Below are 23776 nucleotides of genomic sequence, written 5' to 3' on the forward strand. Positions count from 1 at the left end.
CGTGGCTCAGCCTAAGGCGTGGCGATCGTCATATCCCTTCACCTACTGGACGGTACTCAGTACCGTAGTTAGGGTACTCAGTCTCAGAGAGGTGGCGGTGATGGAACGCGTCGGCGTGGTCGGGTGCGGGCAGATGGGGGCGGGGATCGCCGAGGTGTGCGCACGTGCGGGCCTCGACGTGGTGGTCGTCGAGGCGGACCCGGCCGCCGCGGCCGCCGGACGCAAGCGCCTCGAAAGCTCACTGGCCCGAGCGGAGAAGAAGGGCAAGATCCCCGACGCCGGCGAGGTCCTGCGGCGGATCCGGGTCAGCGAATCCCTCGACGACCTGGCCGACCGCACCTTCGTCGTGGAAGCGATCGTCGAGAACGAGCAGGTCAAGACCGAGCTGTTCACCCAGCTCGACAAGATCGTGACCGCGCCGGACGCGATCCTGGCGTCGAACACCTCGTCCATCCCGATCATGAAGCTGGGCACCGCGACCCAGCGCCCGGCCCAGGTCATCGGGGTGCACTTCTTCAACCCGGTGCCGGTCCTCCCCCTGGTCGAGCTCGTGCCCAGCCTGCTGACCGCCGACAGCACGGTCGAGCGGGCGCGGGCGTTCGCCCAGGACGCGCTCGGCAAGCAGGCGATCCTGTGCAAGGACCGCGCCGGGTTCGTCGTCAACGCGCTGCTGATCCCCTTCATCCTCGCGGCCATCCGGATGCTCGAGTCCGGCTTCGCCAGCCGTGAGGCCATCGACGAGGGCCTGGTGCGCGGCGCCGCGCACCCGCAGGGCCCGCTCGCGCTCGCGGACCTGATCGGCCTCGACACGACGAAGGCGGTCGCCGAGTCGCTGTACGAGGAGTTCAAGGAGCCGCTCTACGCCCCGCCGCCGCTGCTCGCCCGCATGGTCGACGCCGGCCTGCTCGGCCGCAAATCCGGCCGCGGCTTCTACACCTACGCCTGAAAGAGCGAATTTCATGACCTTCGACCTGTTCACCACCACCGAAGACCACGAGGCCATCCGGGAAGCCGTCCGCGCGGTGGCCGAAGAGCGCATCGCGCCCCACGCCGCCGACGCCGACGAGCGCGAAGAGTTCCCGAAGGCGTCCTACGACGCGCTGGTGGCGTCCGACTTCCACGCCCCGCACGTCCCCGAGGAGTACGGCGGCGCGGGCGCCGACGCCCTCGCGACCTGCATCGTGATCGAAGAGGTCGCCCGCGTCTGCGCGTCGTCGTCGCTGATCCCGGCGGTGAACAAGCTCGGCAGCCTGCCTCTGATGCTCGCGGGCGACGCGGCTTTGAAGACGAAGTACCTCACTCCCCTGGCGAGCGGCGAGGCCGCGTTCTCCTACGCACTCTCGGAGCGCGACGCCGGTTCGGACACGGCGTCGATGCGCTGCCGCGCCACCGCCGAGGGCGACGACTGGGTCCTCAACGGCCAGAAGTCCTGGATCAGCAACGCCGGGATCTCCGATTACTACACGGTGCTGGCGGTGACCGACCCCGAGGGCAAGCGCGGGTCCAACATCAGCGCGTTTGTCGTCGAGAAGTCGGACGCGGGTTTCTCCTTCGGCGCCAAGGAGAAGAAGCTGGGCGTGAAGGGATCGCCGACGCGCGAACTGCTGTTCGACCAGGTGCGGATTCCCGGTGACCGGCTGGTGGGCACGCCCGGTGAGGGCCTGAAGATCGCGCTGCGGACGCTCGACCACACCCGGGTGACGATCGCGGCCCAGGCGGTCGGCATCGCCCAGGGCGCGCTTGACCACGCGGTGGCGTATGTCAAGGAGCGCAAGCAGTTCGGCAAGCAGATCGCGGAGTTCCAGGGCATCCAGTTCATGCTCGCGGACATGGCGATGGCGGTCGAGACGGCGCGCCAGATGGTGTACGCGGCGGCGGCCAAGTCCGAGCGGAACGATTCGGATCTTTCCTTCTTCGGTGCGGCGGCGAAGTGTTATGCGTCGGATGTTGCGATGCGTGTGACCACTGATGCGGTTCAGTTGCTCGGCGGGTACGGATATACGCGGGACTTTCCGTTGGAGCGCATGATGCGGGACGCCAAGATCACGCAGATTTATGAAGGGACGAACCAGATCCAGCGTGTTGTCATGGCGCGTCACCTGCTCCGCGGCTGAGGAGCAGGCCGATGTTGTTCACGGCGACCATCTCGTCGCGGGCCGGGCCAGGCGGGTAGGCGTCGGCGATCATGCCCAGCACCTGCGACGGCCCGGCGACGCGGAAGATCCAGTCGCCGGCCACCGGCCGGCTGTCCGCGGGCCCGGACAGCCGGACGTGCAGCACCCCTTGTGACGTCGGCACGAACGTCTCGGCGCGCCCGCTGCGCACCAGCTCGTCGCGCGCGGCGGCGTCCAGCTCGTCCCGGGTTGCGCCCGCGCCGACGTAGACCGCCGCCAGCACCACGGCCAGCGTCGCGATCTCGGCGCCGCCCCACTCCAGTTACGTTACAACTATTGACTGTAATACATCCGTCGGCCTACCGTCCTCATGACCGGTAACCACGCCAGGAGGAGACGGACATGGGCGCCACCGCAGAAGACCTGATCACCCGCAGCATCCCGTTCGTCGACGAGATCAAGAACCGCACGGCCGGCGCCGAACTGGAGACCTGGCTCAACGAGAACCGGGGCCCCGGCTCCGAGCTGTGGGACGACCTCGCCCGCCTGGTCAAGGCAGGCGTCGCCGACGGCTGGGCGGCCAACGTCGAGGTCGGCGGCCCGCACTACCGGCGGAGCCGGATCGCCGAGCCGTGCGAGCGGCTGAGCTGGTTTAGCATCACCGCCGTCTACCTGGACAGCGTTCCGGTCTTCCGCGGCGAGTACCACCAGCACCCATACGGCGAGATCAACATGGTCGTCCCGCTGGATCCGGGTGCGCTCCTGCGCGGCCCGCGCGGCTGGCAGGGACCGGGGTGGACGTCGCCGGAGCCGGGGAGTCACCACTATCCCGAGGTGGTGGGCGGCGGCCTGATCGCCCTGTTCTACCTGCCCGCGGGCCGCATCTCCTACGACATCACCGCGCCCGAGGACCTCGAGTCCGCGGCGCCCGGCGGGTACGGGCGCTGAAGCCGATGGCGGCGACCGTCGAGGAAGCGCTGCTCACCCGCCGCAGCGTGCGCGCGTTCCGGCCCGAGCCGGTGCCGCGGGCGGAGGTCGAGCGTCTGCTGGCGCTCGCCGCCCGTTCGGCCAGCAACTCGAACTGCCAGCCGTGGCACGTCCACGTCCTGACCGGCGAGCCGAAACGCCGCCTGACCGAGGCGCTCTGGCAGGCGCTGCACGGCGACGGCCGCGTCGAACGAGAGTTTCCCTACCAACCGGCGCCCGAGGACTGGGAAGAGCCGTTCCGGTCCCGGCGGCGGAAGTTCGGGGAAAGCCTTTACCGCGACACCCTCGGCATCGCGGCAGACGACACCGAAGGGCGGCTGGGTCACCACCGCCGCAACTACGACTTCTTCGGCGCCCCGGTCGGCCTGATCCTGACCGTCAGCCGGCGCCCGCTCGCCGGCGCGCTCGTCGACGCCGGGCTGTTCCTGCAGGCGCTCATGCTCGCCGCCCGGCACGCGGGGCTCGACACCTGCCCGCAGGCCTCGTTCCTCGACTTCCACCCGGTGCTGCGCCGGCACCTGGCGATCCCGGACGACCGGATCGTCGTCTGCGGGCTCGCCCTCGGGCACGCCGACCACGAACACCGCCTCAGCCGACACCGGACGCCACGCGAGCCGGTCGCCGGCTTCACGACCTTCCACGGCGACGAATCCGCCTGACACGGCAGGCCGCGCTCACCTGATGCGCCCGCCGGGATCCGGAGGTAGATTGCGATCGTGATCTTGGAAGCCATCGCGAGCGGGCCCGAGGTCGCGGCCTACCCCAAGAAGCTCGGGAAACCCCGGCTGTTCGTCGACTCCGACACACTGGTCGGCACCCTGGACCACGGCTCGATCCGGGTTGCGCTCGCCGACCTCCGGGTGCTGGAGATCTACCTCGCCCGGGAGCAGGGATGAAAGCGACCATCGTCGGCGGCGGGGTCATCGGCGTCTCCTGGGCGGGCCTGACGGCCGCACACGGGCTGGACGTCGTTGTCAGCGACCCCGCGCCCGGAGTCGAGGACACCGCGCAGATCGCCGTACTGAAGGCGCTGGGCCGATGAGCGTCACCGACCGGATCCGCGCCGCGCTGGCGAACCCGATTTCCTCGGAGGAGCAGGACACCTTCGACATCCACGCGGCGCTGAACGAGGTCCTCGCCGGAGTGGGTCTGTCCGCAAAGGACTCCGGTGGTCGGGTGGAGTTCACCGGCGCCGATCCGATCGTGCCCAGTGCCGTACGGCTGGGTGCGGCGCCCGCGATCGGGCTGGTCGCGAAGTCCGTCGCCCTGGCCGCGCTGTGGCGCCACCGCGGCGGCGCCGGCCAGGACATCAGCATGGACCTGCGCCGGGCGCCGCACCGGCTGTGCCCGTTCTACGACAAGAAGTGGGAGCTGGTCAACGGCCTCCCGCCGGCGAACACCGCCGACCCGGACAGCCCGCTGTCGCTGAAGTTCTACCGCGCGGGTGACGGCCGGTGGGTGATGCCGCTCAACATCTACCCGAAGCTGAAGTCCCGGACCCTCAAGCTCCTGCGCACCTACGACGACGCCACGGCGCTCGCCGGCGCCATCGCCCGCTGGGACGCCGCCGAGCTCGAGGAAGCGGGCGCCGACGCGGGCATCGTGATGCCGATGGTCCGCAGCACCGAGGAGTTCCTGGAAACACGGCAGTACCGCGACGTGCTGGCCGGGCTGCCGCTGATCGAGATCGAGAAGATCGGTGACTCCGCCCCGGAGCCGTTGCCCGCGGGCGCCGCCCAGCCGCTCGACGGGATCCGCGCGCTCGGCCTGGGCCACGTCATCGCCGGTGCCGGGATCGGGCGGTCGCTGGCCCAGCACGGCGCCGACGCGTTGAACCTGTGGCGGCCCACCGAGTGGGAGAACCCGGTTGTCTACCTGACGGCGAACGTCGGTGTCCGGTCGGCCACTGTGGACTATCTGCACGGCCCCGCGAAGGTGCACGAGCTGCTTCGCGGCGCCGACGTCTTCTACGCGAACCGGCGGCCCGGGTTCGTCGCCGGACTGGGGCTTTCACCGCAGCGGGCGGCGGAGATCCGGCCGGGCATCATCCACACCACCGTTTCGCTGCACGGTGAGCACGGCCCGTGGGCGCAGCGGGTCGGGTTCGACCAGACCGCGGGCTGTGTCAGCGGGATGATGACGCTGGAGGGTTCACCCGACCAGCCCGTCCTGCCGCACATCGGCGTGGTGAACGACTACCTCGTGCCGTGGCTGGCCACCGCGGGGATCTGTGCCGCGCTGATGCGCCGGGCCATCGAAGGCGGCAGTTACCGCGTCCACATCTCGCTGACGCGCATCGCGTTGTGGATCATCAGCCTCGGGGTGTTCGACAAGGAGTACGCCCGCGCGACCGCCGGGACCGGCGAACGGCACGCCTACCTCGACCCGGAGACATTCACCGCCGAGACACCGCTCGGGCATTACCAGGGCGTGACCGACCAGGTGCGGATGTCCGGCACCCCCGGCGCGTTTTCCACCATCCTCGTTCCCCGCGGCTCCGGTCGCCCCGAATGGCTACCCCGGAGGTAACCGATGAGTGCTATTTCCGACGTCGTTTCCCGGCTGCGTCAGACGTTCTCGTCCGGGGTGACCAAGCCGCTGGAGTGGCGGCGGGCCCAGCTGACCGCGTTGAAGGCGATGCTGCAGGAGCAGGCCGACGACTTCCTCGCGGCCCTGCACGCCGACCTGGGCAAGAACGCGGCCGAAGCTCGCAGCGCCGAGATCACGTTCGTGACCAACGAAATCGACCACACCCTCGCGCACCTCGACACGTGGGTCGCGCCCGAATCCGCGCCACTGCCCGGGTACCTGCTGCCGGGTGCGGGCAGTGTCGTGCGGGAGCCGCTCGGGGTTGCGCTGGTCATCGGGCCGTGGAACTACCCGTTGCACCTCGTGCTGGCGCCGCTGGTCGGGGTCCTGGCCGCGGGCAACGCCGCCGTTGTCAAGCCGAGTGAGCTGTCGCCCACCGTGTCGGCCGCGATCGCGCGGCACGTTCCCTCCTATTTGGACACTTCGGCGATCGCGGTGGTGGAGGGCGCGATCCCGGAGACCACCGAACTGCTCGAGCAGCGGTTCGACCACATCTTCTACACCGGCAACGGCACGGTCGGGCGGATCGTGATGACCGCCGCGGCGAAGCACCTCACCCCGGTGGTCCTCGAGCTGGGCGGCAAGAGCCCGGTGGTCGTCGACACCGACGTCGACCTGCGGGTCACGGCCGAGCGGATCGTCTACGGCAAGTTCATGAACGCGGGCCAGACGTGCGTGGCGCCGGACTACGTGCTGGCCGTCGGCGACACGGCGGAGCGGCTCGAGACGCTGCTGGCGGAGGTGCTGCGCGAGCGTTTCGGCGCGGACCCGGCGCAGAGCCCCGCGTACGGGCGGATCGTCAACACCCGGCACTTCGACCGGCTGTCGGGCCTGCTGGGCAGCGGCCGGGTGGTGACCGGCGGGACGACGGACCGGGACACGAAGTACATCGCGCCGACCGTGCTCGCGGACGTGGCACCGGACTCCCCGGTGATGGGCGAGGAGATCTTCGGGCCGATCCTGCCGGTCCTGCGGGTCGCTTCCCTGGACGAGGCGCTGACGTTCATCACGGACCGCGACAAGCCGCTGGCGCTGTACGCGTTCACCGGCTCGGAAAAGACGAAGCAGCGGATCCTGGCGGAGACGTCGTCGGGTGCGGTGGGGTTCGGCCTGCCGGTGGCGCACCTGACCGCGCCGGACCTGCCGTTTGGCGGGGTGGGTGAGAGCGGGACGGGGCGCTACCACGGGAAGTACTCGATCGACACCTTCAGCAACTTGAAGGCGGTGCTCGACAAGCCGCTGTGACCCGGTGCTACGGTTCCGGTATAACTATACCGGAACTGACGATGTGAGGTAGTCGTGATCGAGCTGAAGACGCCTGCGGAGATCGCACGGATGCACGTGGCCGGGCGGTTCGTCGCCGAGGTGCTCTCCGAGGTCGGCCGGCTCGCCGACGTGGGGGTCAACCTCATGGACCTGGAGCACCACGCGCGCGGCATGATCGAGCGGCGCGGCGCGGAGTCGTGCTACTGGGACTACGCCCCGTCCTTCGGCAAGGGCCCGTTCCGCAACGTCATCTGCCTGTCGGTCAACGACGCCGTGCTGCACGGCCTCCCCCACGACTACACCCTGCGCGACGGCGACGTGCTCACCGCGGACCTCGCGGTCGGCATCGACGGCTGGGTGGCCGACTCGGCGCGCACCGTCATCGTCGGCACCGCCGCCGAGGAGGACCTGCGGATCATCCGCGCCACCGAAGAAGCGCTGGAGGCGGCCATCGAGGTGGCGCGCCCCGGCAACCGCCTCGGTGACATCTCGGCGGCCATCTACGCGGTGGCCACCGGCTACGGCTACCCGGTCAACACCGAGTTCGGCGGGCACGGCATCGGCCGCACCATGCACGGCGAGCCGCACGTGTCCAACAAGGGCCGGCCCGGCCGCGGCATGAAGCTCCAGCCCGGCCTGACCCTCGCGCTCGAACCCTGGCTCGCCCGCACGACCGACAAGATCGTGTACGACCCGGACGGCTGGACGATCCGGTCGGCGGACGGCTCGCGCACGGCCCACTCCGAGCACACGGTGGCCATCACCGAGGACGCTCCCCTGGTGCTCACCCGGCGCGAATCGGAGACCCCGGCGGCGCCGGGCAGTTCCGCCGACCGCCTGTCCACAAAGGACGCCTAGCCGATCGCCGTGAGGAACTCCGACACCGCGGAGATGTCACCGGCATCGGAGATCAGCGCGACGTAGCCGTCGGGACGGATCAGCACCAGCGTGCCCTCGGTCGCGCCGTAGGCGTCGGCAAGGCGACCTCCGGTGTCGGCGACTTCGCCGGGGCCGGCCGGGTGGTCGACCACCCGGAGGGTCCTGAGGTCACCGGCTTCCGGCGCAGGCGTGACCCCGAAGCTCAGCAACGTGAACCGCCCGCCACGAGTCAGTTCGAACAGCCGGTGTTCGCCGTCCACGGTCGCCAGCCCGGTCGCGTCGGGCGCGCGGTCGCCGGCGCGGAGCCGGGCCGTCTCGTCACGGTCGTCGCGCGCCAAGGTCGAGCCGCGGTAGTGGACGTCGAGCTGCGTGGTGCTCGCGTCACGGCGGATGGGCATCCCCTTCCGCTCGATCGCCTGCGCGAGGCGCGCGTTCGAGAACGCGAGCACACCGGCCGCGACCGGTCGCCGCTCGGCCTCGTAGCTGTCGAGCAGCGCCGGTGAGGCTCCGTTCGCGACGGCTGCGAGCTTCCAGCCGAGGTTGTGCGCGTCCTGGATGCCGGTGTTCATCCCCTGGCCACCGGCGGGCGAGTGGATGTGCGCCGCGTCGCCGGCCAGGAACACCCGGCCCTCGCGGTAGCGGTCGGCGAGGCGGATGTTGGCGCGCCACAACGAGGACCACTCCGGCTCGTGGAGGCGGATGTCGGTGCGTCCGGTCCGCCGCTCGAGGATCGCCTGCAGGTTCGCCAGGCCGGCCTCGGGGTCCTGTCCCGGCGCGATGCTCGCCTGATATTGGAAAACGTTCGTCGAAGGCAGCGGACAGAGGCTGAACAGGCCTTCCTCGTGCTGCCACGCGTGCCAGGCGGCACGATCGAGGCCGTCGACCTCGACGTCGGCGACGATCATCCGCACCGCCTCGCGGGTCTCGCCGGCAAAGGTGATCCCGGCCTGCTTGCGGACGACGCTGTGGCCGCCGTCGCAGCCGGCCAGCCAGCGCGCGGTGACCGTCTCGGGCTCGCCGTCCTTGACGACCAGCGCCGACACGCTGTCGTCCGACTGCTCGAAGCAGCCGAGCGCGGTGCCGAACTCGACCGCGCCGCCGAACTCCGCCAGCCGCAGCCTCAGGGTTTCCTCGACCCGCCATTCGGGCGTGATCAGGCTCGCCGGATAAGGGATGTCGGGCCGGTTGCTCAACGCCTCGGGCGCGGCGCCGCCCAGGGTCACCCGGCCGTCGGGCGCGGTCGACCGGATCGGCATCGCCATCCGGCCGTGGGCGAGCACCCGATCGGCGACGCCGAGATCGTCGAACACCTCGAGGGTGCGCGGCTGGAGGCCCTTGCCCCGGGAGCCGGGCTGCGGGCCGGGAGCGGCCTCGACCAGGCGGAAGGGGACGTTCCGGCGGGCGAGCTCGCAGGCCAGCGTCAGCCCGGTCGGGCCGGCGCCGGTGATCAGCACCGTGGTGGTCGTCTCGATCATGACACCTCAGCTCAAGAAAGTAATCCCTTTCTAGCGAGCGTAGGCGCACTTGCCAAGAAAGGAAAGCCTTTCTATCGTGAGCCGGTGGTCACCGCGGCACCCGAACCCGTCCGCCGTCGCCGGCAAGGCAAGCAGCTCGAGTCCGCGCTGCTCACCGCCGGCTGGGACGAGCTGGTCGAGGTCGGCTACGCCCGTCTGACGATGGAATCGATCGCGGGCCGCGCGCGCACCAGCGAGGCCGTGCTCTACCGCCGCTGGGCCAACAAGGACCAGCTGGTGCTCGCCGCGATCGAGCACCACCGCGGCACCCACCCGGTCGCCGTCCCCGACACCGGCACCCTGCGCGGTGACCTGCTCGCCCAGCTGACCGCCCTGAGCGAAGCCTTGGCCGGTTTCTTCGCCATCGCCGCGGCCGCCGCCTTCTCGGGACTGCTGGCCGACACCGGCCTGAGCCCCGCCCAGGTGCGCGACCAGGTCATGACCGACCGGTCACTCCCGGACGTCCGGGCCATCTACCGGCGGGCCCACGAGCGCGGCGAGATCAACGTCGAGCGCATCCCGGCCGCGGTGCTCGAAATGCCGTTCGACCTGGTGCGCCACGACCTGCTGATGGCCCTCGAACCGCCGGAGCCCGCCCGGATCCGGTCGATCGTCGACGAGCTCTTCCTGCCCCTCGTGCGGACTCGTCAGGCGGGCTGAGCTCAGGACCCGGTGCCCGCCGAGGGTTCGTCCGGCACGGCGACAAGACTGATGACCCGGCGGATGCGGCCGTCCCGGGTGTTGCCCATCCGCGAGACGACCGCCTTCTCGATCTCCTCGATCATCACGGCGAACTCGTCGTCGCTCAGCCACACCGCCGCCTGCCGGTAGACCACGCCGTCCGCAATCGGATCGGCGTTCTCGTGGGCGAGGTAGCGGTCGAAGTCCCCCATCAACGAAGCCGCGAACGTCGTGAACGCCCGGAGGTGGTCCTCCCGCGACATCGCCGCACGCGCGGCGGGGTCGACCACCGCCTCCTCCTCGCGCACCCGGTAACTGCGCTCCGTCGTGCCGCGCACCCGCCGTTCTTCCGCCACCTCCAGCACACCCGCTTCGACCAGCGTCGCGATCTGGCGGTACATCGTCGCCGGCGCGATGTCCGGGATGCGCGCCCGCAGCTGCGCGGTGGTCAGCGGGTCGGCGTCGAACAGCGCCTGCAGGATGCGCATCCGGACGGGGTGCAGGAGGAGGTCCGCGGTAGCCATGGACGAATGTTCTCACATGCGATACTGTTCTCACAGATGAGAATGATCGCATGATCGATAATGATGGGGAGACTGTTATGCGGGACGTCGACATGCAGGTCACGGCGGACGACGGGCGGTGCCTGGCCGGCACCCTGACCTTGCCCGCGGGCGCCGGCCCGCACCCCGCCGTCCTGCTGCTGCCCGGATCGGGGCGGCTCGATCGGGACGGCAACACCGCGAGGCTCCGCATGGGCCTCGGGCCGGCCCTCGCCGCCGCGCTCGCGCAGCACGGAATCGCGACGTTGCGCTACGACCGGCGCGGGGTCGGCGCCACACCCGGCGACTGGCGCGCGACCGGGTTCACCGACAACCGCCGCGACGCTGCCGCCGCGGTGCGCGCCCTGGCCGGGCGACCCGACATCCGCGCGGACGCCGTCGGCGTGGCCGGCCACAGCGAAGGGGCCGTCCACGCCATGTCCCTCGGCGCGAACGCGGACGTCGCCGCGGTGGTGCTGCTGGCCGGGTTCGCCCGCCTCGGCGAGGACGCCCTCCGCCGGCAGGGCCGGATGATCGTCCGCGAGCTGCCCGCGTTCGTGCGGCCGGTCGTGCGGGCGTTCGCCGGGCGGCAGCTGGCGCGGATCAAGGCGACCGGCACGGACGTCACGCGGGTCGCCGGGATGCCGGTGAACGCCCGGTGGATGCGCGAGCTGCTCACCCACGACTCGCGCGCGGACCTGGCGAACATCCGGGTTCCCGTGCTGGCGGTCACCGGCGGCAAGGACGTCCAGGTCGACCCGGCGGACCTGGACGAGATCCGCCGGCTGGTGCCCGGCGAGGCCGAGGTCCACCGGATCGCCGACCTCACGCACCTGCTGCGCCGCGACCCCGGCCCGGCGTCGGTGCGGTCCTACCGCCGGCAGCTGCGCCGCCCGGTCGACCCCGACCTGCTCGCCCAGGTGTCCGGCTGGCTCGCCCGCCGGCTGCGGGAAACGTCCCCCGCCGAACGGGCCTGACCAGAACCGAATTCCGCATTGCTCCCGGGCTTCACGCTGCCCATTTGCTGGCACGAAAGGAAAATCGTGACCGTCTCCTCCCCCGTCCGCCGGAAAAGCGGGCTGGCTCTTTTCTGGGTTGTCACGTTCATCACGAGCTGGGCGTGCTGGACCGTCGCGATCCTGCTCGGCGGACCGCCGATGAGCTCCCCCACCGTCATCCCCTACCTGCTCGGCGGCTTCGGCCCGGTGCTCGGCGCGATCGTGGTCCGGGTGCGCCGGGCCCGCCGCCGGGAACCCGGGCCGGTCCACGCGGTGAGCTCCCGGCCGGGTGTGCGGTGGTTCTGGGTGCTGCCCCTGCTGGTGCTGGCCTCGGCCACCGTGGTGGCGGCCGCGTTCCTCGCGGACGCCCTCGGTGGTCCCGCGCCGAGCTTGACCGCGGGGCAGCACCTGATCACGACCGCCGGCGGACCCGTTGCGTTCCTCGTCGGCATGCTGATCGGCGGCCCGCTGGCCGAAGAACCGGGCTGGCGCGGCACGGCGTTCCCCCGCCTGCGCGCGTCGATGAGCCGCCTCCAGGCCGGCCTGCTGCTCGGTGTCATCTGGGCCGTGTGGCACTTGCCGCTGTTCTTCATCCCCGGCACCGTCCAGTCCGCGTTCGGACTGTTCAGCTGGGGCGGGCTGCTGTTCACCCTCAGTGTCCTTCCGATGGCGCTGCTGACCGGGTACGCCTACGAACGCGGCGGTGTGCCGGCGTCGATCGCCGTCCACTTCGGCGTCAACACGACGATCGCGCTGCTGACCGTCACTTCACCCCTGACGCAGGCGCTCGTGCTGGTGGTGCAGACGGTCGTCGTGTCCGGGTTGCTCAGGCTGACGCCGCCGGCGCGCCCAGCGGGCGGCCAGCCGGCCGAGGCGCTCCTCGGCCCGGCGGCGGTCCCCCTCGCTCCGATGCGTGGCGGTCCACAGCTGTGAGGTCTGGCTGATCGGGATCATGGCTGCTCCTCCGTCGCGGGGTTGTCCGACCTGACGACGCCGCCCTGCACCCGGATCGACAGGTCGCCGGAAAAATCTTCCGGAGCCGTGTCGATTCCGGGCCCCGGCGGCGTCGGGTGGGTGCCAAGCTGCACCGGACGACCAGGAGGAGCCTTGCGGTACATGCTGATGATCTGCGACGACGGCGCGGAGCTGTTCAGCCCGCCCGAGATCGACGCCAAGCCCGAGTTCGTCGCCTGGCTGCGCAACGTCGAGAGCCGCGGCGCCCGCCGGGCCGGGACGCTGCTGCGGCCGCCGGCCGAAGCCGTCACCGTGCGGGTGCGGGACGGGCAGCGGCTGACCTCGGACGGCCCGTTCGCCGAGACGAAGGAATGGATCGCCGGCTGCGAAGTGGTCGAGTGCGAGGACCTCGACGAAGCCATCGTGATCGCGTCCACGCACCCGGCCGCGGGGCGGTTCCCCATCGAGATCCGGCCGTTCCGGGAGGACTGAGTGATGAAGTTCCTGATGTGGGTGTGCGTCGACCCCGAACTGGTCGGCACCGCGGAAGACCGCCCGGACGACTGGGTCGCCGAAGCCGGGTCACGGCGTCTCGAAGGCCACCAGCTGCGCTCGGTCGGCGACGCGACGACGCTGTGGCCGCGTGACGGCGGCACGTTCGTCTCCGACGGCCCGTTCGCCGAGACGAAGGAGCAGATCGCCGGGTACGACATCCTCGAGTGCGCCGACCTGGCCGAAGCGATCGAGGTCGCCGCGGCGCACCCGGTGGCGAAGTTCGGCGCGATCGAGCTGCGGCCCGTGTGGGGGTGACCGAGTCCGTCTCCACGGCGGTCGACGAAGCCTTCCGCACCGAGTGGGGCCGCGTCGTCGCCACCCTGATCCGGGTCACCGGCGACTGGGACCTGGCCGAGGAGTGCGCCCAGGAGGCGTTCGCCAAGGCGCTGGCCACCTGGCCCCGGGACGGTGTGCCGCGCCGTCCCGGGGCGTGGCTGACGACGGCCGCCCGCAACCGGGCGCTGGACAAACTGCGCCGCGGCGCCGCCGAAACGAACCGGCTGCGGAACCTCGCCGTCACGGCGGCGAACGACGCCGAGGCACCGGAACCGGACGACGTCCCCGACGACCGGCTCCGGCTGATGTTCACCTGCTGCCACCCGGCGCTGCCGCTGGAGGCGCAGGTGGCGCTGACGCTGCGGACGCTCGCCGGGCTGACGACACCGGAGATCGCCCGCGCGTTCCTGGTGCCCGAACCGACCATGGCGCAGCGGATCGTGCGGGCCAAGCGCAAGATCCGCAACGCCCGCATCCCCTACCGCGTCCCGCCGGCCGAGCTGCTGCCTGAGCGGACCTCAGGGGTGCTCGGTGTGCTTTATCTGCTGTTCAACGAGGGTTATGCGGCCAGCGCGGGTGCCGACCTGGTGCGCCACGCCCTGACCGCGGAGGCGATCCGGCTCGCACGTGTTGTCGTCCGGCTGCTGCCGGACGCGCCCGAGGCGGGCGGGCTGCTGGCGTTGATGCTGCTCCACGACGCCCGCCGGGCGACCCGCACCGACGACGCCGGCGACCTGGTCACCCTCGCCGACCAGGATCGCACCCGCTGGGACCGCGACCTGATCGACGAGGGCGTCCGGGTGCTGGACGACGCGCTCACGCTCGGCCGGCCGGGCCTGTACCAGCTCCAGGCGGCGATCGCCGCCTGCCACGCGACGGCCGAACGCGCCGAAGACACCGACTGGGCCCGGATCGCCCGGCTGTACGAGCTGGTCGCGCGGCTCACCCCGTCCCCGGTGGTCGAGCTGAACCGAGCGGTGGCGGTGGCCATGGCCGACGGCCCGGCGGCCGGCCTGGCCGTGGCCGACAACCTCGCGGACGGCGGCCGGTTGGCGGGCTACCACCTGCTCCCGGCAACCCGCGCGGACTTCCTGCGCCGCCTGGGCCGGGCCGAGGAAGCGGTGGCGGCGTACCGGGAAGCGCGGGAGCTGGCCCCGACCGACGCGGAACGCCGGTACCTCGGCCGGCGGATCGAAGAGCTGGGGCCGTGACTCGTCGTCCCCGCGGGCCGGGGTCACCTCGGCGATGCCTGCTCACGCCAGGGTGTGGCTCCCGGCGCCGGGACGTCCGACACTGGAGCACATGGACGGACGACGGCAGCTCGGTGAGTTCCTGCAGACCCGCCGGTCCCGGCTGCGGCCCGAGGACGTCGGGCTGACCACGCACGGGGACCGGCGGCGGGTGCCGGGCCTGCGCCGGGAGGAGCTCGCGCAGCTGGCCGGCGTGAGTTCCTCCTACTACGCGCGGCTGGAGCAGGGCTACTCCCTCAACGCCTCGGCCGCGGTGCTGGACGCGATCGCGGGAGCGCTCGGGCTGGACGAGGCCGAGCGCCGTCACCTCCACAACCTCGCCGGCGCCCGCCGTCCCTCGCCGCGCCGGCCGGCGCCCGAGCGCCTGACCCCGGCGGTGCGCCAGCTGGTGGCGGCACTCACCGACGTGCCGGTCGTCGTGCTCGGCCGGCGCAGCGACGTCCTCGCCTGGAACCGGACCGGGCACGCGCTGTACGCCGGGCACCTCGACCCCGGCGAGCCGGACCCGAAAGCCCGCGCCAACATGGCGAAGCTGGTCTTCACCGACGAGCACACCCGCGAGCTCTACCCCGACTGGCCGGCCAAGGCCCGGGACGTCGTCGGCAACCTCCGCCTGGCGGCCGGGCAACATCCCGGCGACCCGCTGCTGGCGTCCCTGATCGGCGAACTGTCCATGCGGAGCCCCGAATTCGCCACACTGTGGTCCGACCACCGGGTCCGCGCCTGCGACGTCGGGGTCTACGCCATGCACCACCCCGTCGTCGGCGCCATGACGGTCACCCAGCAGACCCTGCACACCGAGCAGGGGCAGCGGGTCGTGGTCGCGACGGCGGAGCCCGGCTCGGCCTCGGCGCACGCACTCCTGCTCCTCGCCCGCGGCACCACCACGACGGACACCGAGCAGTCCATCCGCGTCACGCGGAACTGACTTTTTCCGCGACACCACCAGGTTTCACCCCAGACGTGTTCGTCGAACGCGCCCGAAAAACGAAGGAAGTCATGAAGAACAAGCGTGTCACGCTCGCCGCCGTGACGGTCGGAGCAGCACTCGTCACCGCCACACCGGCTTCGGCGACCCCGGCGGACTGTGCCGCCGGCATCGTGCACTTCGACCTGGCTGCCGGCCGGCAGCCCGAAAACGTCGTCCTCGAACCCGACGGCTCCGCCGACGTCACCTTCGCCACCGCACGTCAGGTCGCCCGGGTGGACCGGGCCGGCCGGACCCGGATCCTGGCGACCCTGCCCGCCCCGGCCGACGGCGGCGTCCACACCCCCGCCCTCGGCTTCCCGCTGACCACCGGCATCGTCCGGACCGGCGACGGAACCCTGTACGTCCTGTATGCCACCGGCACCGACGACCTCACCGGTCTCTGGCGGCTGCGCCCGCACGGCACGCCCGAGCGCATCGCCGCCCTGCCGGGGAACGGCCTGCCCAACGGACTGGCGCTGGACGAACACCGCGGCCGGTTCTACGTCACCGACTCGGTGCTCGGCACCGTGTGGACGATTCCCCTCGGCGGCGGGAAACCGGCCGCCTGGTCGACCGCCGCGGAACTGGCCCCGGCCGGCTTCCTCGGCGCCAACGGGGCCAAGGTCCACGACGGCGCGCTCTGGGTGTCCAATTTGGACCACGGCGCCATCGTGCGCATCCCGATCCTGCCGGGCGACCGCGCCGGCACACCGCGGACCACCGCCACCGGCGTCACCGGGGTGGACGACTTCGCCTTCACCGGCCGCGGCGACGAGATCCTCGCGGCGCTCGACAGCCCCAACGAGGTCGTCCGCATCACCGCCGACGGCCGCAGTTCGACCGTGCTGGACGGGACTGACGGGCTGCAGAACCCGACGTCGATCGCGATCCGCGGCAGCGAGGTCTTCGTGCTGAGCGCGGCCTACCTCACCCGGACCGACCCCAACCTGCTGCGGACCCGGCTGTCCGGCCGCCGGTGACACACCGAGCTACGTTCGCGGCACCACCAGACCGGATTCGTAGGCGAGGACCACGAGCTGCGCGCGGTCGCGGGCGTGGAGCTTGGTCATGGCCCGGTTGATGTGGGTCTTCGCGGTCAGCGGGCTGATCACCATCCGCGCGGCGATCTGGTCGTTGGCCAGCCCCTGTGCGACCAGGGTGACGGCCTCGCGTTCCCGGTGGGTCAAGTGCGCCAGCCCCGCCGGGGCATCGGTCGCGAGGGGCTGGGTGACGTACCGGTCGATCAGCTTGCGGGTGATCGACGGGGCGAGCAGGGCGTCACCGCGGGCGGCGACCCGCACGGCGTGCAGGAAGTCCGCCGGCTGGATGTCCTTGACGAGGAACCCGGCCGCACCGGCGCGCAGCGCGTCGAAGACGTATTCGTCCAGGCCGTAGTTGGTCAGGATGACGACGTGCACCCCGGCCAGGGCCGGCTCGGCGGCGATGCGCCGGGTCGCCTCGATGCCGTCGGCCACCGGCATCCGGACGTCGATGAGCGCGATGTCGGGCAGGTGCTGCCGGGCCAGCGCCACGGCCTCGCCGCCATCGGCTGCTTCGGCGACGACGGTGATGTCGTCCTCGTTGTCGAGGAGGGCGCGGAACCCGCTGCGGATGAGCGGCTGGTCGTCGGCCAGCAGGACCCTGATCACGACGCGGGATCCACGGGAAGTTCGGCGTGGACGGTGAAGCCGCCTTCGCTGCGCGGCGCCGCCCGCAGGTGGCCGCCGAGAGCGGTGACTCGTTCGCGCATCCCGAGCAGGCCCACCCCGGGGACCGGCGCGGTCTCCGGGGTGGCCTTGCCGTCGTCGTCGACGCGGATGTCGAGGGTGCCGGGGCGGTAGCCGATCCGGACCGACGCGGTCCCGGCCGCGGCGTGCCGGGCGATGTTGGTCAACGACTCCTGGACGATCCGGTAGCCGGTCCGGTCCGCCGCGGCGGGAATGTCATTGCGCTGTCCCTCGATCGTCAGCGTCGCGTCCAGACCGGCTGCCCGGGCTCGCCGCACCAGTTCCGGGACGTCGTCGAGCCCGTGCGGGGGATTCTTGTCGTCGCGCAACGCCTCCAGGGTCGCGCGCAGTTCGCGTGCCGCCTCACGGCCGGCGTCCCGGATGACCAGCAGCGCGTCCGGCACCTGCTCCCCTCGTTTGCCGGCGAGGTGGACGGCGACCTCGGCCTGCACCTTGATGACGGAGATCTGGTGGGTGAGCGAGTCGTGCAGCTCCCGCGCGATGTGCAGCCGCTCCTCGTCGGCCCGCCGCCGGGCGGTCTCCTCGCGGGTGCGCTCGGCCTCGTCCGCGCGGCGTTCGGCCTGCCGCACCGCTTCCCCCGCGGCGCCGGCGGCGATCAGCCACGCGATCTGGAGGACGTCGCGGGTGTGCGTGATCGCCTCGCTCACGGGCAGCTCGCCGGGCGCGGCGAGGAGCGCGAGTGGCAGCGCAACCAGCATGACGACCGCGCTCACCACCGCGATGACGCGGTGGCCCGCCCGGACCGCGGCGTACACCGCGAGCAGATAAGCGACGGCGGGGACATCGACCCCGACGGCCTGGTGTCCCAGCGCGCACAACGCAGTCACGGCCAGCACGGTGACCGGAGCCCGGCGGTACGCGGCCAGCGCCAAGCCGCCGAGCGCCAGCAGCGCGTAGCCCAGCGGGACGAGGCCCGTGGCGGGGTGGTGCCCGTAAAGGCCGGCGACGAGCAGGGCCGTCGCCACTCCGGCGGCGATCAGCCCGTCCCCGAGCCGGATCCGTGCCGTGCTCATGCCTGCACCGTAGCCGGAGGTCCGGCCGGGCGACTCCGGCACGCGGATGATCCGCGAACTACCGCGCACGCAGTACTTTCCCGGCTCCTACGGCGACCGCGGCAGCGCGAAGTGCCTGCGCCTGCCGGACGACCATGGGCAGGTCCGGCGGCCAGGATCAGGCGACACCCACTCGAGGAGGCCCCCATGTCCGTCACCCACACCATCTTCGGTTCTGCCGCACCGGCGCCGGCCGCTGTCGACGTGTACACCCTGACCGCGGCCCGGCTCTGGGCCACGGCGGCCGCGCTGCTGGGACTGGCGGGCGCGATCATCGGCGGCCGGGCGCTGGTTCGCACCGTCCGCCGGGCCGCCGGCGGGCGAAAGGGAGCCGTCGTGGCGCTGGTGTCGGGACTGATCGCCGCGGCCGGCGGTGTGCTCAACCTGGCCGTCGCCGACGGTGGTCCGGGCACCGGCAACGGAGTGGTCGGGGGCGCCGCGGCCGTGGTCGCCGGTCTCACGGCCGTCGTCCTCGGAGGGCTGACGCTGGCCCGTGCCCGCCGCGTCCCGGCTGCGACCTCCTCACGCTGACCGGCTCCGGGCGCGCGCCGCCAGGACGACGGCGCGGCCGGCCAGCCCGACGGCGAACATCACCACCCCGGCCAGCACCGACGGCCACGGCAGCGTCGCCACCAGCACCAGGCAGCCGAGGACGCCGAGCAGGTTGAGCCACCGGGGCCACCGGCGCTGCTCGCGGGGCTGGGTGAACGCCGCGGCGTTCGCGATGGCGTAGTAGACCAGCACGCCGAACGAAGAAAAGCCGATCACACCACGGAGATCGACGGTGACCACCAGGATGCCGACCACCACCGCGAGCGCGATTTCGGCGTGGTGCGGGACCTGGTACCGGGGATGGACGGCGGCCAGCCGGCCGGGCAGGTCGCGCCGGCGGGCCATGGCCAGGCTGGTGCGGCCGATGCCCGCGATCAGCGCCAGCAGCGCGCCGAGCGCGGCCAGCGCCGCGCCGACGCGGACCACCGGGCCCAGCCCGCCGACGCCGGCCGCCTGCACCGCGGCGGTCAGCGGTGCGGTCGTGGCGGCGAGCCGCTGCGGCCCGGCGGCCAGCAGAACCGCCACGGCCACCACCGCGTAAACCGCCACGGTGATGAACAAGGCGATCGGGATCGCCCGGGGGATCGTGCGCCGCGGGTCGCGCACCTCTTCCCCCATGGTGGCGATCCGCGCGTAGCCGGCGAAGGCGAAGAACAGCAACCCGGCCGCTTGGAGGATGCCGTGGACGCCGCCGGGTCCCGGGCTCGCCCAGCCGTCTAGGTTCGCTGCGCTGGTATGACCGCCGACGACGATCCCGAGCACGACCACGGCCAGCGCGGTCAGGCTGGTGGCGACGAGGATCCGGGTCAGCAGGGCCGTTTTGGTGACACCGCGGTAGTTCAGCGCGGCCAGCCCGAACACACCGGCCACCGCGACCGCGCGCTGCGCCCACCACGGCCCGGGCACGGCGTAGGTGGCGAAGGTGAGCGCCATCGCCGCGCACGACGCCGTCTTGCCGACGACGAACCCCCAGCCGGCGGTGAACCCCCACCAGTCGCCGAGCCGTTCGCGCCCGTAGACGTAGGTGCCGCCCGACGTCGGATAGGCCGCCGCCAGCTGCGCGGACGCGGTGGCGTTGCAGTAGGCGATCACCGCGGCGATCGCCAAGCCGATCAGCAGGCCGGCGCCGGCCGCGGCGGCCGCGGGACCGAAGGCCGCGAACACCCCGGCGCCGATCATCGAGCCCAGGCCGATGACCACCGCGTCCCCGGTGCCCAGCCGCCGCGCCAGCACACCGGCGCTCTCGGATCGCATCGCTCGCCTCCGATATTCCATCAAACTGTTTTGATGTATCCTGCGGGGCATGGCGTCGTCAGGTCAAGCCGCCCCCGCGTTCGTGCGCGCGGCCGCTCACCCGCTGCGGTGGCGGCTGCTGGCCGAGCTCGCCGGGAGCGACCAGCGGGTCCGCGAACTGACCGAGCGGACCGGGCAGCCGCAGAACCTGGTCTCCTACCACCTGCGGCTGCTGCGCGACGACGGCCTGGTCACCGCGCGGCGCAGCACCTTCGACGCCCGCGACAGCTACTACCACCTGGATCTGGACCGCTGCGCCGACGCGTTGACGGCCACGGGCGCGGCCTTGCACCCCGCGCTGCACCTGAGTCCGCCTCCGGTGCCCGCCCGGTTGCCGGCCGGGATTCGTGTGCTGTTCTCGTGCACCGGGAACAGCGCCCGCTCACCGATCGCCGAAGCCCTGCTGCGCCACCGCAGCGAAGGACGGGTCGAGGTGACCAGCGCCGGCAGCAACCCCAAGCCGCAGATCCATCCGCACGCGGTCCGGGTGCTGCGCGAGGAGTACGGCATCACCCTCGCCGACCAGCGTCCCCGCCACCTGGACACCCTGGCCGGTCGCCGGTTCGACCACGTGATCACCTTGTGCGACAAGGTCCGCGAGGTCTGCCCCGGCTTCGACGCCCGGCCGGTCCACTGGAGCATCCCCGACCCGGCGGCGGGCACCTACCCGGACTTCGCCCGCATCGCCGCCGACATCGACACCCGGGTCCGCCACCTGGTGCCCGTGCTCGCCGCCACGCCACGTCCGGAGGTTCAGCCATGACCACACCCGACCAGCTCGCCGGCGTCCGCTACCTCGTCGACGACGTCCAGGCCGCCGTCGACTTCTACACCACCCACCTCGGCTTCACCCTGCGGATGAGCGCCGCCCCGGCCTTCGCCGACGTGGTCCGCGGCCCACTGCGGCTGCTGCTGTCGGGACCGCCCAGCTCCGGCGCCCGCGCCACGCCCGCGGACGCGACCACCGCCGGCCGCAACCGCATCCACCTCATCGTCGACAACCTCGACGCCGAGATCGACCGCCTCCGCGGCGCCGGCCTCACCTTCCGCAGCGACCTCGTCAGCGGCCCGGGCGGACGGCAGATCCTGCTCGCCGATCCCGCCGGCAACCTCGTCGAGCTGTTCCAGCCCGCCCGCTGACCCCTACTCGGTGGTGCCCGCTCGAGGGCTGCGTGCTCGAAATCATCGGCGGCGAAGAGACCTACGGGTGCGCCATCACGCGCCGGCGGCTGGAGAAGACGGGCCGGCTGGGAGGCAGCCGTGGGCATCCCGGAATCGTCGACTTCTTCGAGGAAGGCGCCGCGGCCGGGAGTGACCCAAGTCACTGGTCACCGCTGTCAGGAATTCGGGGGCTGTCTCGGTCAAGGGGCACACGAACCCGACAGGAGCGAGCCATGCCGCACCGCATCGTCGTCCTCGGAGCCGGATACGCCGGCGCCTTCTCCGCCGGCTGCCTGGCCCGCCGGCTCCACCCCGCCGACTTCGAGATCACCGTGGTCAACGCCGAACCCGACTTCGTCGAGCGGCTGCGCCTGCACCAGCTCGCCGCCGGGCAGGACCTTCGCCACCGGCCGCTCGCGGAAGTGTTCGCGGGCACCGGAATCCGGCTCCGGGTGGCGCGGGTGACCGGCCTCGGCGTCGAGCGCCGGGCCGTCACGGTCACCGACGGCTCGGGCGCCGGCCGGCTCGAATACGACACCCTCCTCTACGCGCTCGGCAGCACCGCCGCCGACCACGGCGTCCCGGGGGTCGCCGAGCACGCCTTCCCCGTGGCCGCGCGGCCGTCCGCGCTGCGCCTGCGCGCACGCCTGGACGAGCTGGGCGAGGACGGGACGGTGCTGGTGGTCGGCGGCAACCTGACCGCGATCGAGGCCGCCACCGAGATCGCGGAGTCCCGGCCGGGACTTCGTATCAGCCTCGTCACCAGCGGCGAACTCGGCGGCTGGCTGGGCACGAAGGCACGCCGGCACCTGCTGCGTGTCTTCGACCGGTTCGGCATCACGGTCCACGAGCACACCACCGTCGAACGGGTCGAGGAGGCGGCGGTGATCGCCGCCGGCGGCACCACTTTTGCCGCCGACGCGACCGTGTGGGCCGCCGGTTTCGCCGTCCACCCGATTGCCGCTGCCGCCGGCCTCGAGGTGGTGGCCAACGGCCAGATCACCGTCGACCGCCGGATGCGGTCGGTCTCGCACCCCGACGTCTACGTCGCCGGCGACAGCGCCTTCGTCATCGGCGAGAACGGCCGGCCGTTGCCGATGTCCTGCGCTTCCGCGGGAGCCACCAGCATGCAGGCGACGGCCGCGATCATCGGGGACCGGACCGGGCGCCGGATCCCGGCGACCTCGCTGTCGTACGTCGGCAACCACATCAGCCTCGGCCGGAAGGACGGGATCTTCCAGCTGGTCGGCACGGACGCGCGCGGGAAGCCGTGGGCCCTGCACGGCCGGGCGGCCGCCCGGCTCAAGGCGGCGATCCTCGGGACCGCCGCCTGGAGCGTGAGCCACCCGACGTTCGGCCGGCCGGATCACCGGTACCGCTCGGCCACCGGCCGGGAGCACTCGCCCGACGCGGTCGCCGCCTAGGGTCGTGTCCATGGACACCGTCACCGTGGCGCGGTTCGAGGCCAGCCGGAACCGGCTGGCCTCACTCGCCTACCGGCTGCTCGGCTCGGCCGCCGACGCCGAAGACACGGTGCAGGACGCGTTCCTGCGGTGGCAGGCCGCCGACCGGGAGTACGTCGAGGTGCCCGAAGCGTGGCTGACCAAGATCGTCACCAACCTGGCGCTCGACCGGCTGCGCTCGGCGAAGGTGCGGCGCGAACGCGCGGCCGGAACATGGCTGCCCGAGCCGCTCCTCGACGGCGACCCGATGCTGGGCCCGGCCGACACCGCCGAGCAGCGCGAATCGGTGACCCTGGCGGTGCTCACGCTCATGGAGCGCCTGTCGCCGGTCGAACGCGCCGTTTACGTGCTGCGCGAGGCTTTTGTGTACAGCCACGCCGAGATAGCCGGCATCCTCGGCATCACCGAGTCGGCGAGCCAGCAGCACACCCACCGGGCGCGGCGCCGGATCGCCGGCGCCGGCCACGGCACCGGCCTCGACCACGCCTCGGCGCGCGGCATCGTCGAGGCGTTCGTCGACGCCGCCGCCTCGGGCCGGACCGAACGGCTGGTCGTGCTGCTGACCGACGACGCGACCGGCAGCTCCGACGGCGCCGGGCTGGGACTGGCCGGAAAGCCGGTCCACTACCCGACCCCGGCGCGGATCGCCGCCGCGCTGCGGGCCGGCTTCAAGCCGTCCCCGGCCAAGCGGCGGCTCGCCGGTGGCTCGCCCTCGATCCACGCCGCCGTGGTCAACGGCTGCCCGGCCGTGCTCGCCACGGTCGGCGACCGGGTTGCCGGCGTGGTGGTGCTGGAGCTGCGGGCCGGCAAGATCGCGGGCGTGCGCAGCATCGCCACCCCGGACCGGCTCGGTCGCCTCACCGAGCAGTGGCACCGGCAGGAGCGTGCCGTCCCGCTGATCGAAGCGTGGTGACCGCCGGCCGGTGCTCAGT

General features: G+C 72.3%; 28 protein-coding genes. 22 read left to right on the plus strand and 6 right to left on the minus strand.

Annotated elements, in window-relative coordinates; all coding sequences use genetic code 11:
* The first annotated feature begins 91 nt into the window (after window positions 1–91).
* Both ACIA5G_RS14075 and ACIA5G_RS14080 read left to right on the plus strand, forming a co-directional pair.
* Complete coding sequence (locus ACIA5G_RS14075) at window positions 92–946, plus strand: 3-hydroxybutyryl-CoA dehydrogenase (protein WP_395923248.1); 855 nt, start codon at window positions 92–94, stop codon at window positions 944–946.
* Between the two features lie 13 nt (window positions 947–959).
* Window positions 960–2114, plus strand: a complete 1155-nt coding sequence (locus ACIA5G_RS14080; RefSeq protein WP_395923250.1) for an acyl-CoA dehydrogenase family protein — start codon at window positions 960–962, stop codon at window positions 2112–2114.
* On the opposite strand, the gene ACIA5G_RS14085 is transcribed toward ACIA5G_RS14080, so the two are convergent.
* Entirely contained in the window at window positions 2086–2397 is a 312-nt protein-coding gene (locus tag ACIA5G_RS14085) for a hypothetical protein (protein WP_395923252.1), read from the minus strand. The two genes, ACIA5G_RS14080 and ACIA5G_RS14085, sit on opposite strands and share 29 nt — an antisense overlap.
* Window positions 2398–2516: 119 nt before the next feature.
* Here ACIA5G_RS14085 and ACIA5G_RS14090 point away from each other — a divergent pair, with 119 nt between their 5' ends.
* From ACIA5G_RS14090 to map, 7 genes are read left to right on the plus strand one after another with little or no spacing between them, the layout of a single operon-like run.
* Complete coding sequence (locus ACIA5G_RS14090) at window positions 2517–3062, plus strand: DUF4863 family protein (RefSeq protein ID WP_395923254.1); 546 nt, start codon at window positions 2517–2519, stop codon at window positions 3060–3062.
* A gap of 5 nt (window positions 3063–3067) precedes the next feature.
* On the plus strand, window positions 3068–3760 hold the full coding sequence (locus ACIA5G_RS14095; protein ID WP_395923255.1) for a nitroreductase: 693 nt from the start codon (window positions 3068–3070) through the stop codon (window positions 3758–3760).
* A 57-nt stretch (window positions 3761–3817) separates the two neighbouring features.
* The gene (locus ACIA5G_RS14100; RefSeq protein ID WP_395923256.1) at window positions 3818–3997 is read left to right on the plus strand and encodes an acetoacetate decarboxylase family protein; all 180 of its coding nucleotides are present in this window, start codon (window positions 3818–3820) and stop codon (window positions 3995–3997) included.
* Window positions 3994–4143 (plus strand): 3-hydroxyacyl-CoA dehydrogenase NAD-binding domain-containing protein, encoded by a 150-nt coding sequence (locus ACIA5G_RS14105; RefSeq protein WP_395923258.1) that lies wholly within the window; start codon window positions 3994–3996, stop codon window positions 4141–4143. The genes ACIA5G_RS14100 and ACIA5G_RS14105 overlap by 4 nt, the downstream gene beginning before the upstream one ends.
* Window positions 4140–5630, plus strand: a complete 1491-nt coding sequence (locus ACIA5G_RS14110) for a CoA transferase (RefSeq protein ID WP_395923259.1) — start codon at window positions 4140–4142, stop codon at window positions 5628–5630. The genes ACIA5G_RS14105 and ACIA5G_RS14110 overlap by 4 nt, the downstream gene beginning before the upstream one ends.
* Window positions 5631–5633: 3 nt before the next feature.
* Window positions 5634–6935, plus strand: a complete 1302-nt coding sequence (locus tag ACIA5G_RS14115; RefSeq protein WP_395923261.1) for an aldehyde dehydrogenase family protein — start codon at window positions 5634–5636, stop codon at window positions 6933–6935.
* A 54-nt stretch (window positions 6936–6989) separates the two neighbouring features.
* A complete protein-coding gene (map, locus tag ACIA5G_RS14120; protein WP_395923263.1) occupies window positions 6990–7814 on the plus strand; it encodes a type I methionyl aminopeptidase in 825 nt (274 codons plus the stop codon).
* Here map and ACIA5G_RS14125 read toward each other — a convergent pair.
* On the minus strand, window positions 7811–9310 hold the full coding sequence (locus ACIA5G_RS14125) for an FAD-dependent oxidoreductase (RefSeq protein WP_395923265.1): 1500 nt from the start codon (window positions 9308–9310) through the stop codon (window positions 7811–7813). The genes map and ACIA5G_RS14125 overlap by 4 nt on opposite strands.
* An 84-nt stretch (window positions 9311–9394) precedes the next feature.
* Here ACIA5G_RS14125 and ACIA5G_RS14130 point away from each other — a divergent pair, with 84 nt between their 5' ends.
* The gene (locus ACIA5G_RS14130) at window positions 9395–10009 is read left to right on the plus strand and encodes a TetR/AcrR family transcriptional regulator (protein ID WP_395923267.1); all 615 of its coding nucleotides are present in this window, start codon (window positions 9395–9397) and stop codon (window positions 10007–10009) included.
* Window positions 10010–10011: 2 nt separating this feature from the next.
* Here ACIA5G_RS14130 and ACIA5G_RS14135 read toward each other — a convergent pair whose 3' ends face one another.
* Window positions 10012–10554 (minus strand): helix-turn-helix domain-containing protein, encoded by a 543-nt coding sequence (locus ACIA5G_RS14135; RefSeq protein WP_395923269.1) that lies wholly within the window; start codon window positions 10552–10554, stop codon window positions 10012–10014.
* Between the two features lie 77 nt (window positions 10555–10631).
* Between ACIA5G_RS14135 and ACIA5G_RS14140 the strand changes: the two genes are divergently transcribed.
* From ACIA5G_RS14140 to ACIA5G_RS14170, 7 genes are all read left to right on the plus strand, one after another.
* Window positions 10632–11549, plus strand: coding sequence for an alpha/beta hydrolase family protein (locus ACIA5G_RS14140; RefSeq protein ID WP_395923271.1), 918 nt, complete (start codon window positions 10632–10634; stop codon window positions 11547–11549).
* A gap of 66 nt (window positions 11550–11615) precedes the next feature.
* Entirely contained in the window at window positions 11616–12503 is an 888-nt protein-coding gene (locus ACIA5G_RS14145) for a lysostaphin resistance A-like protein (protein ID WP_395923272.1), read from the plus strand.
* Between the two features lie 174 nt (window positions 12504–12677).
* Window positions 12678–13016, plus strand: coding sequence for a YciI family protein (locus ACIA5G_RS14150; protein WP_395923273.1), 339 nt, complete (start codon window positions 12678–12680; stop codon window positions 13014–13016).
* Window positions 13017–13019: 3 nt separating this feature from the next.
* On the plus strand, window positions 13020–13334 hold the full coding sequence (locus ACIA5G_RS14155; protein WP_395923274.1) for a YciI family protein: 315 nt from the start codon (window positions 13020–13022) through the stop codon (window positions 13332–13334).
* Window positions 13331–14566 carry an RNA polymerase sigma factor gene (locus tag ACIA5G_RS14160; protein ID WP_395923275.1) on the plus strand — a complete coding sequence of 412 codons (1236 nt, stop codon included), beginning with the start codon at window positions 13331–13333 and terminating at the stop codon, window positions 14564–14566. Before ACIA5G_RS14155 ends, ACIA5G_RS14160 begins: the two co-directional genes overlap by 4 nt.
* Window positions 14567–14657: 91 nt before the next feature.
* Window positions 14658–15533 (plus strand): helix-turn-helix domain-containing protein, encoded by an 876-nt coding sequence (locus tag ACIA5G_RS14165; protein WP_395923276.1) that lies wholly within the window; start codon window positions 14658–14660, stop codon window positions 15531–15533.
* 71 nt (window positions 15534–15604) lie between these two features.
* Complete coding sequence (locus ACIA5G_RS14170; RefSeq protein WP_395923277.1) at window positions 15605–16555, plus strand: hypothetical protein; 951 nt, start codon at window positions 15605–15607, stop codon at window positions 16553–16555.
* Window positions 16556–16564: 9 nt separating this feature from the next.
* Here ACIA5G_RS14170 and ACIA5G_RS14175 read toward each other — a convergent pair whose 3' ends face one another.
* Both ACIA5G_RS14175 and ACIA5G_RS14180 read right to left on the minus strand, forming a co-directional pair.
* Complete coding sequence (locus ACIA5G_RS14175) at window positions 16565–17224, minus strand: response regulator (protein ID WP_395923278.1); 660 nt, start codon at window positions 17222–17224, stop codon at window positions 16565–16567.
* Window positions 17221–18336, minus strand: coding sequence for a sensor histidine kinase (locus tag ACIA5G_RS14180; protein WP_395923279.1), 1116 nt, complete (start codon window positions 18334–18336; stop codon window positions 17221–17223). The genes ACIA5G_RS14175 and ACIA5G_RS14180 overlap by 4 nt, the downstream gene beginning before the upstream one ends.
* Before the next feature lie 186 nt (window positions 18337–18522).
* On the opposite strand from ACIA5G_RS14180, the gene ACIA5G_RS14185 reads away from it, so the two are divergent.
* Window positions 18523–18906: a DUF6223 family protein gene (locus ACIA5G_RS14185; protein ID WP_395923280.1), complete on the plus strand. Its 384-nt coding sequence runs from the start codon at window positions 18523–18525 to the stop codon at window positions 18904–18906.
* Here the strand turns inward: ACIA5G_RS14185 and ACIA5G_RS14190 are convergent.
* Entirely contained in the window at window positions 18898–20181 is a 1284-nt protein-coding gene (locus tag ACIA5G_RS14190; protein WP_395923281.1) for an APC family permease, read from the minus strand. The two genes, ACIA5G_RS14185 and ACIA5G_RS14190, sit on opposite strands and share 9 nt — an antisense overlap.
* A 49-nt stretch (window positions 20182–20230) precedes the next feature.
* Here ACIA5G_RS14190 and ACIA5G_RS14195 point away from each other — a divergent pair, with 49 nt between their 5' ends.
* The 4 genes from ACIA5G_RS14195 (at window position 20231) to ACIA5G_RS14210 (ending at window position 23757) form a co-directional block, all read left to right on the plus strand.
* On the plus strand, window positions 20231–20983 hold the full coding sequence (locus ACIA5G_RS14195) for an ArsR family transcriptional regulator (protein WP_395923282.1): 753 nt from the start codon (window positions 20231–20233) through the stop codon (window positions 20981–20983).
* Entirely contained in the window at window positions 20980–21360 is a 381-nt protein-coding gene (locus ACIA5G_RS14200) for a VOC family protein (protein ID WP_395923283.1), read from the plus strand. Before ACIA5G_RS14195 ends, ACIA5G_RS14200 begins: the two co-directional genes overlap by 4 nt.
* Before the next feature lie 254 nt (window positions 21361–21614).
* Window positions 21615–22805: an NAD(P)/FAD-dependent oxidoreductase gene (locus tag ACIA5G_RS14205; RefSeq protein WP_395923284.1), complete on the plus strand. Its 1191-nt coding sequence runs from the start codon at window positions 21615–21617 to the stop codon at window positions 22803–22805.
* Between the two features lie 10 nt (window positions 22806–22815).
* A complete protein-coding gene (locus ACIA5G_RS14210) occupies window positions 22816–23757 on the plus strand; it encodes a sigma-70 family RNA polymerase sigma factor (protein ID WP_395923285.1) in 942 nt (313 codons plus the stop codon).
* The last annotated feature ends 19 nt before the right edge of the window (window positions 23758–23776 follow it).

The sequence above is a fragment of the Amycolatopsis sp. NPDC051758 genome (assembly GCF_044453095.1).
Lineage (GTDB): Bacteria > Actinomycetota > Actinomycetes > Mycobacteriales > Pseudonocardiaceae > Amycolatopsis.

Excerpts from the sequence above, each read along its gene's own strand:
- ACIA5G_RS14195 (WP_395923282.1), top strand. The coding sequence starts at position 20,231 with ATGGCGTCGTCAGGTCAAGCCGCCCCCGCGTTCGTGCGCGCGGCCGCT.
- ACIA5G_RS14135 (WP_395923269.1), bottom strand. The coding sequence starts at position 10,554 with ATGGCTACCGCGGACCTCCTCCTGCACCCCGTCCGGATGCGCATCCTG.
- ACIA5G_RS14080 (WP_395923250.1), top strand. The coding sequence starts at position 960 with ATGACCTTCGACCTGTTCACCACCACCGAAGACCACGAGGCCATCCGG.
- ACIA5G_RS14185 (WP_395923280.1), top strand. The coding sequence starts at position 18,523 with ATGTCCGTCACCCACACCATCTTCGGTTCTGCCGCACCGGCGCCGGCC.
- ACIA5G_RS14180 (WP_395923279.1), bottom strand. The coding sequence starts at position 18,336 with ATGAGCACGGCACGGATCCGGCTCGGGGACGGGCTGATCGCCGCCGGA.
- ACIA5G_RS14105 (WP_395923258.1), top strand. The coding sequence starts at position 3,994 with ATGAAAGCGACCATCGTCGGCGGCGGGGTCATCGGCGTCTCCTGGGCG.
- ACIA5G_RS14095 (WP_395923255.1), top strand. The coding sequence starts at position 3,068 with ATGGCGGCGACCGTCGAGGAAGCGCTGCTCACCCGCCGCAGCGTGCGC.
- ACIA5G_RS14190 (WP_395923281.1), bottom strand. The coding sequence starts at position 20,181 with ATGCGATCCGAGAGCGCCGGTGTGCTGGCGCGGCGGCTGGGCACCGGG.
- ACIA5G_RS14140 (WP_395923271.1), top strand. The coding sequence starts at position 10,632 with ATGCGGGACGTCGACATGCAGGTCACGGCGGACGACGGGCGGTGCCTG.
- ACIA5G_RS14155 (WP_395923274.1), top strand. The coding sequence starts at position 13,020 with ATGAAGTTCCTGATGTGGGTGTGCGTCGACCCCGAACTGGTCGGCACC.
- ACIA5G_RS14165 (WP_395923276.1), top strand. The coding sequence starts at position 14,658 with ATGGACGGACGACGGCAGCTCGGTGAGTTCCTGCAGACCCGCCGGTCC.
- ACIA5G_RS14170 (WP_395923277.1), top strand. The coding sequence starts at position 15,605 with ATGAAGAACAAGCGTGTCACGCTCGCCGCCGTGACGGTCGGAGCAGCA.
- ACIA5G_RS14205 (WP_395923284.1), top strand. The coding sequence starts at position 21,615 with ATGCCGCACCGCATCGTCGTCCTCGGAGCCGGATACGCCGGCGCCTTC.
- ACIA5G_RS14200 (WP_395923283.1), top strand. The coding sequence starts at position 20,980 with ATGACCACACCCGACCAGCTCGCCGGCGTCCGCTACCTCGTCGACGAC.
- ACIA5G_RS14090 (WP_395923254.1), top strand. The coding sequence starts at position 2,517 with ATGGGCGCCACCGCAGAAGACCTGATCACCCGCAGCATCCCGTTCGTC.
- ACIA5G_RS14210 (WP_395923285.1), top strand. The coding sequence starts at position 22,816 with ATGGACACCGTCACCGTGGCGCGGTTCGAGGCCAGCCGGAACCGGCTG.
- ACIA5G_RS14125 (WP_395923265.1), bottom strand. The coding sequence starts at position 9,310 with ATGATCGAGACGACCACCACGGTGCTGATCACCGGCGCCGGCCCGACC.
- ACIA5G_RS14110 (WP_395923259.1), top strand. The coding sequence starts at position 4,140 with ATGAGCGTCACCGACCGGATCCGCGCCGCGCTGGCGAACCCGATTTCC.
- ACIA5G_RS14115 (WP_395923261.1), top strand. The coding sequence starts at position 5,634 with ATGAGTGCTATTTCCGACGTCGTTTCCCGGCTGCGTCAGACGTTCTCG.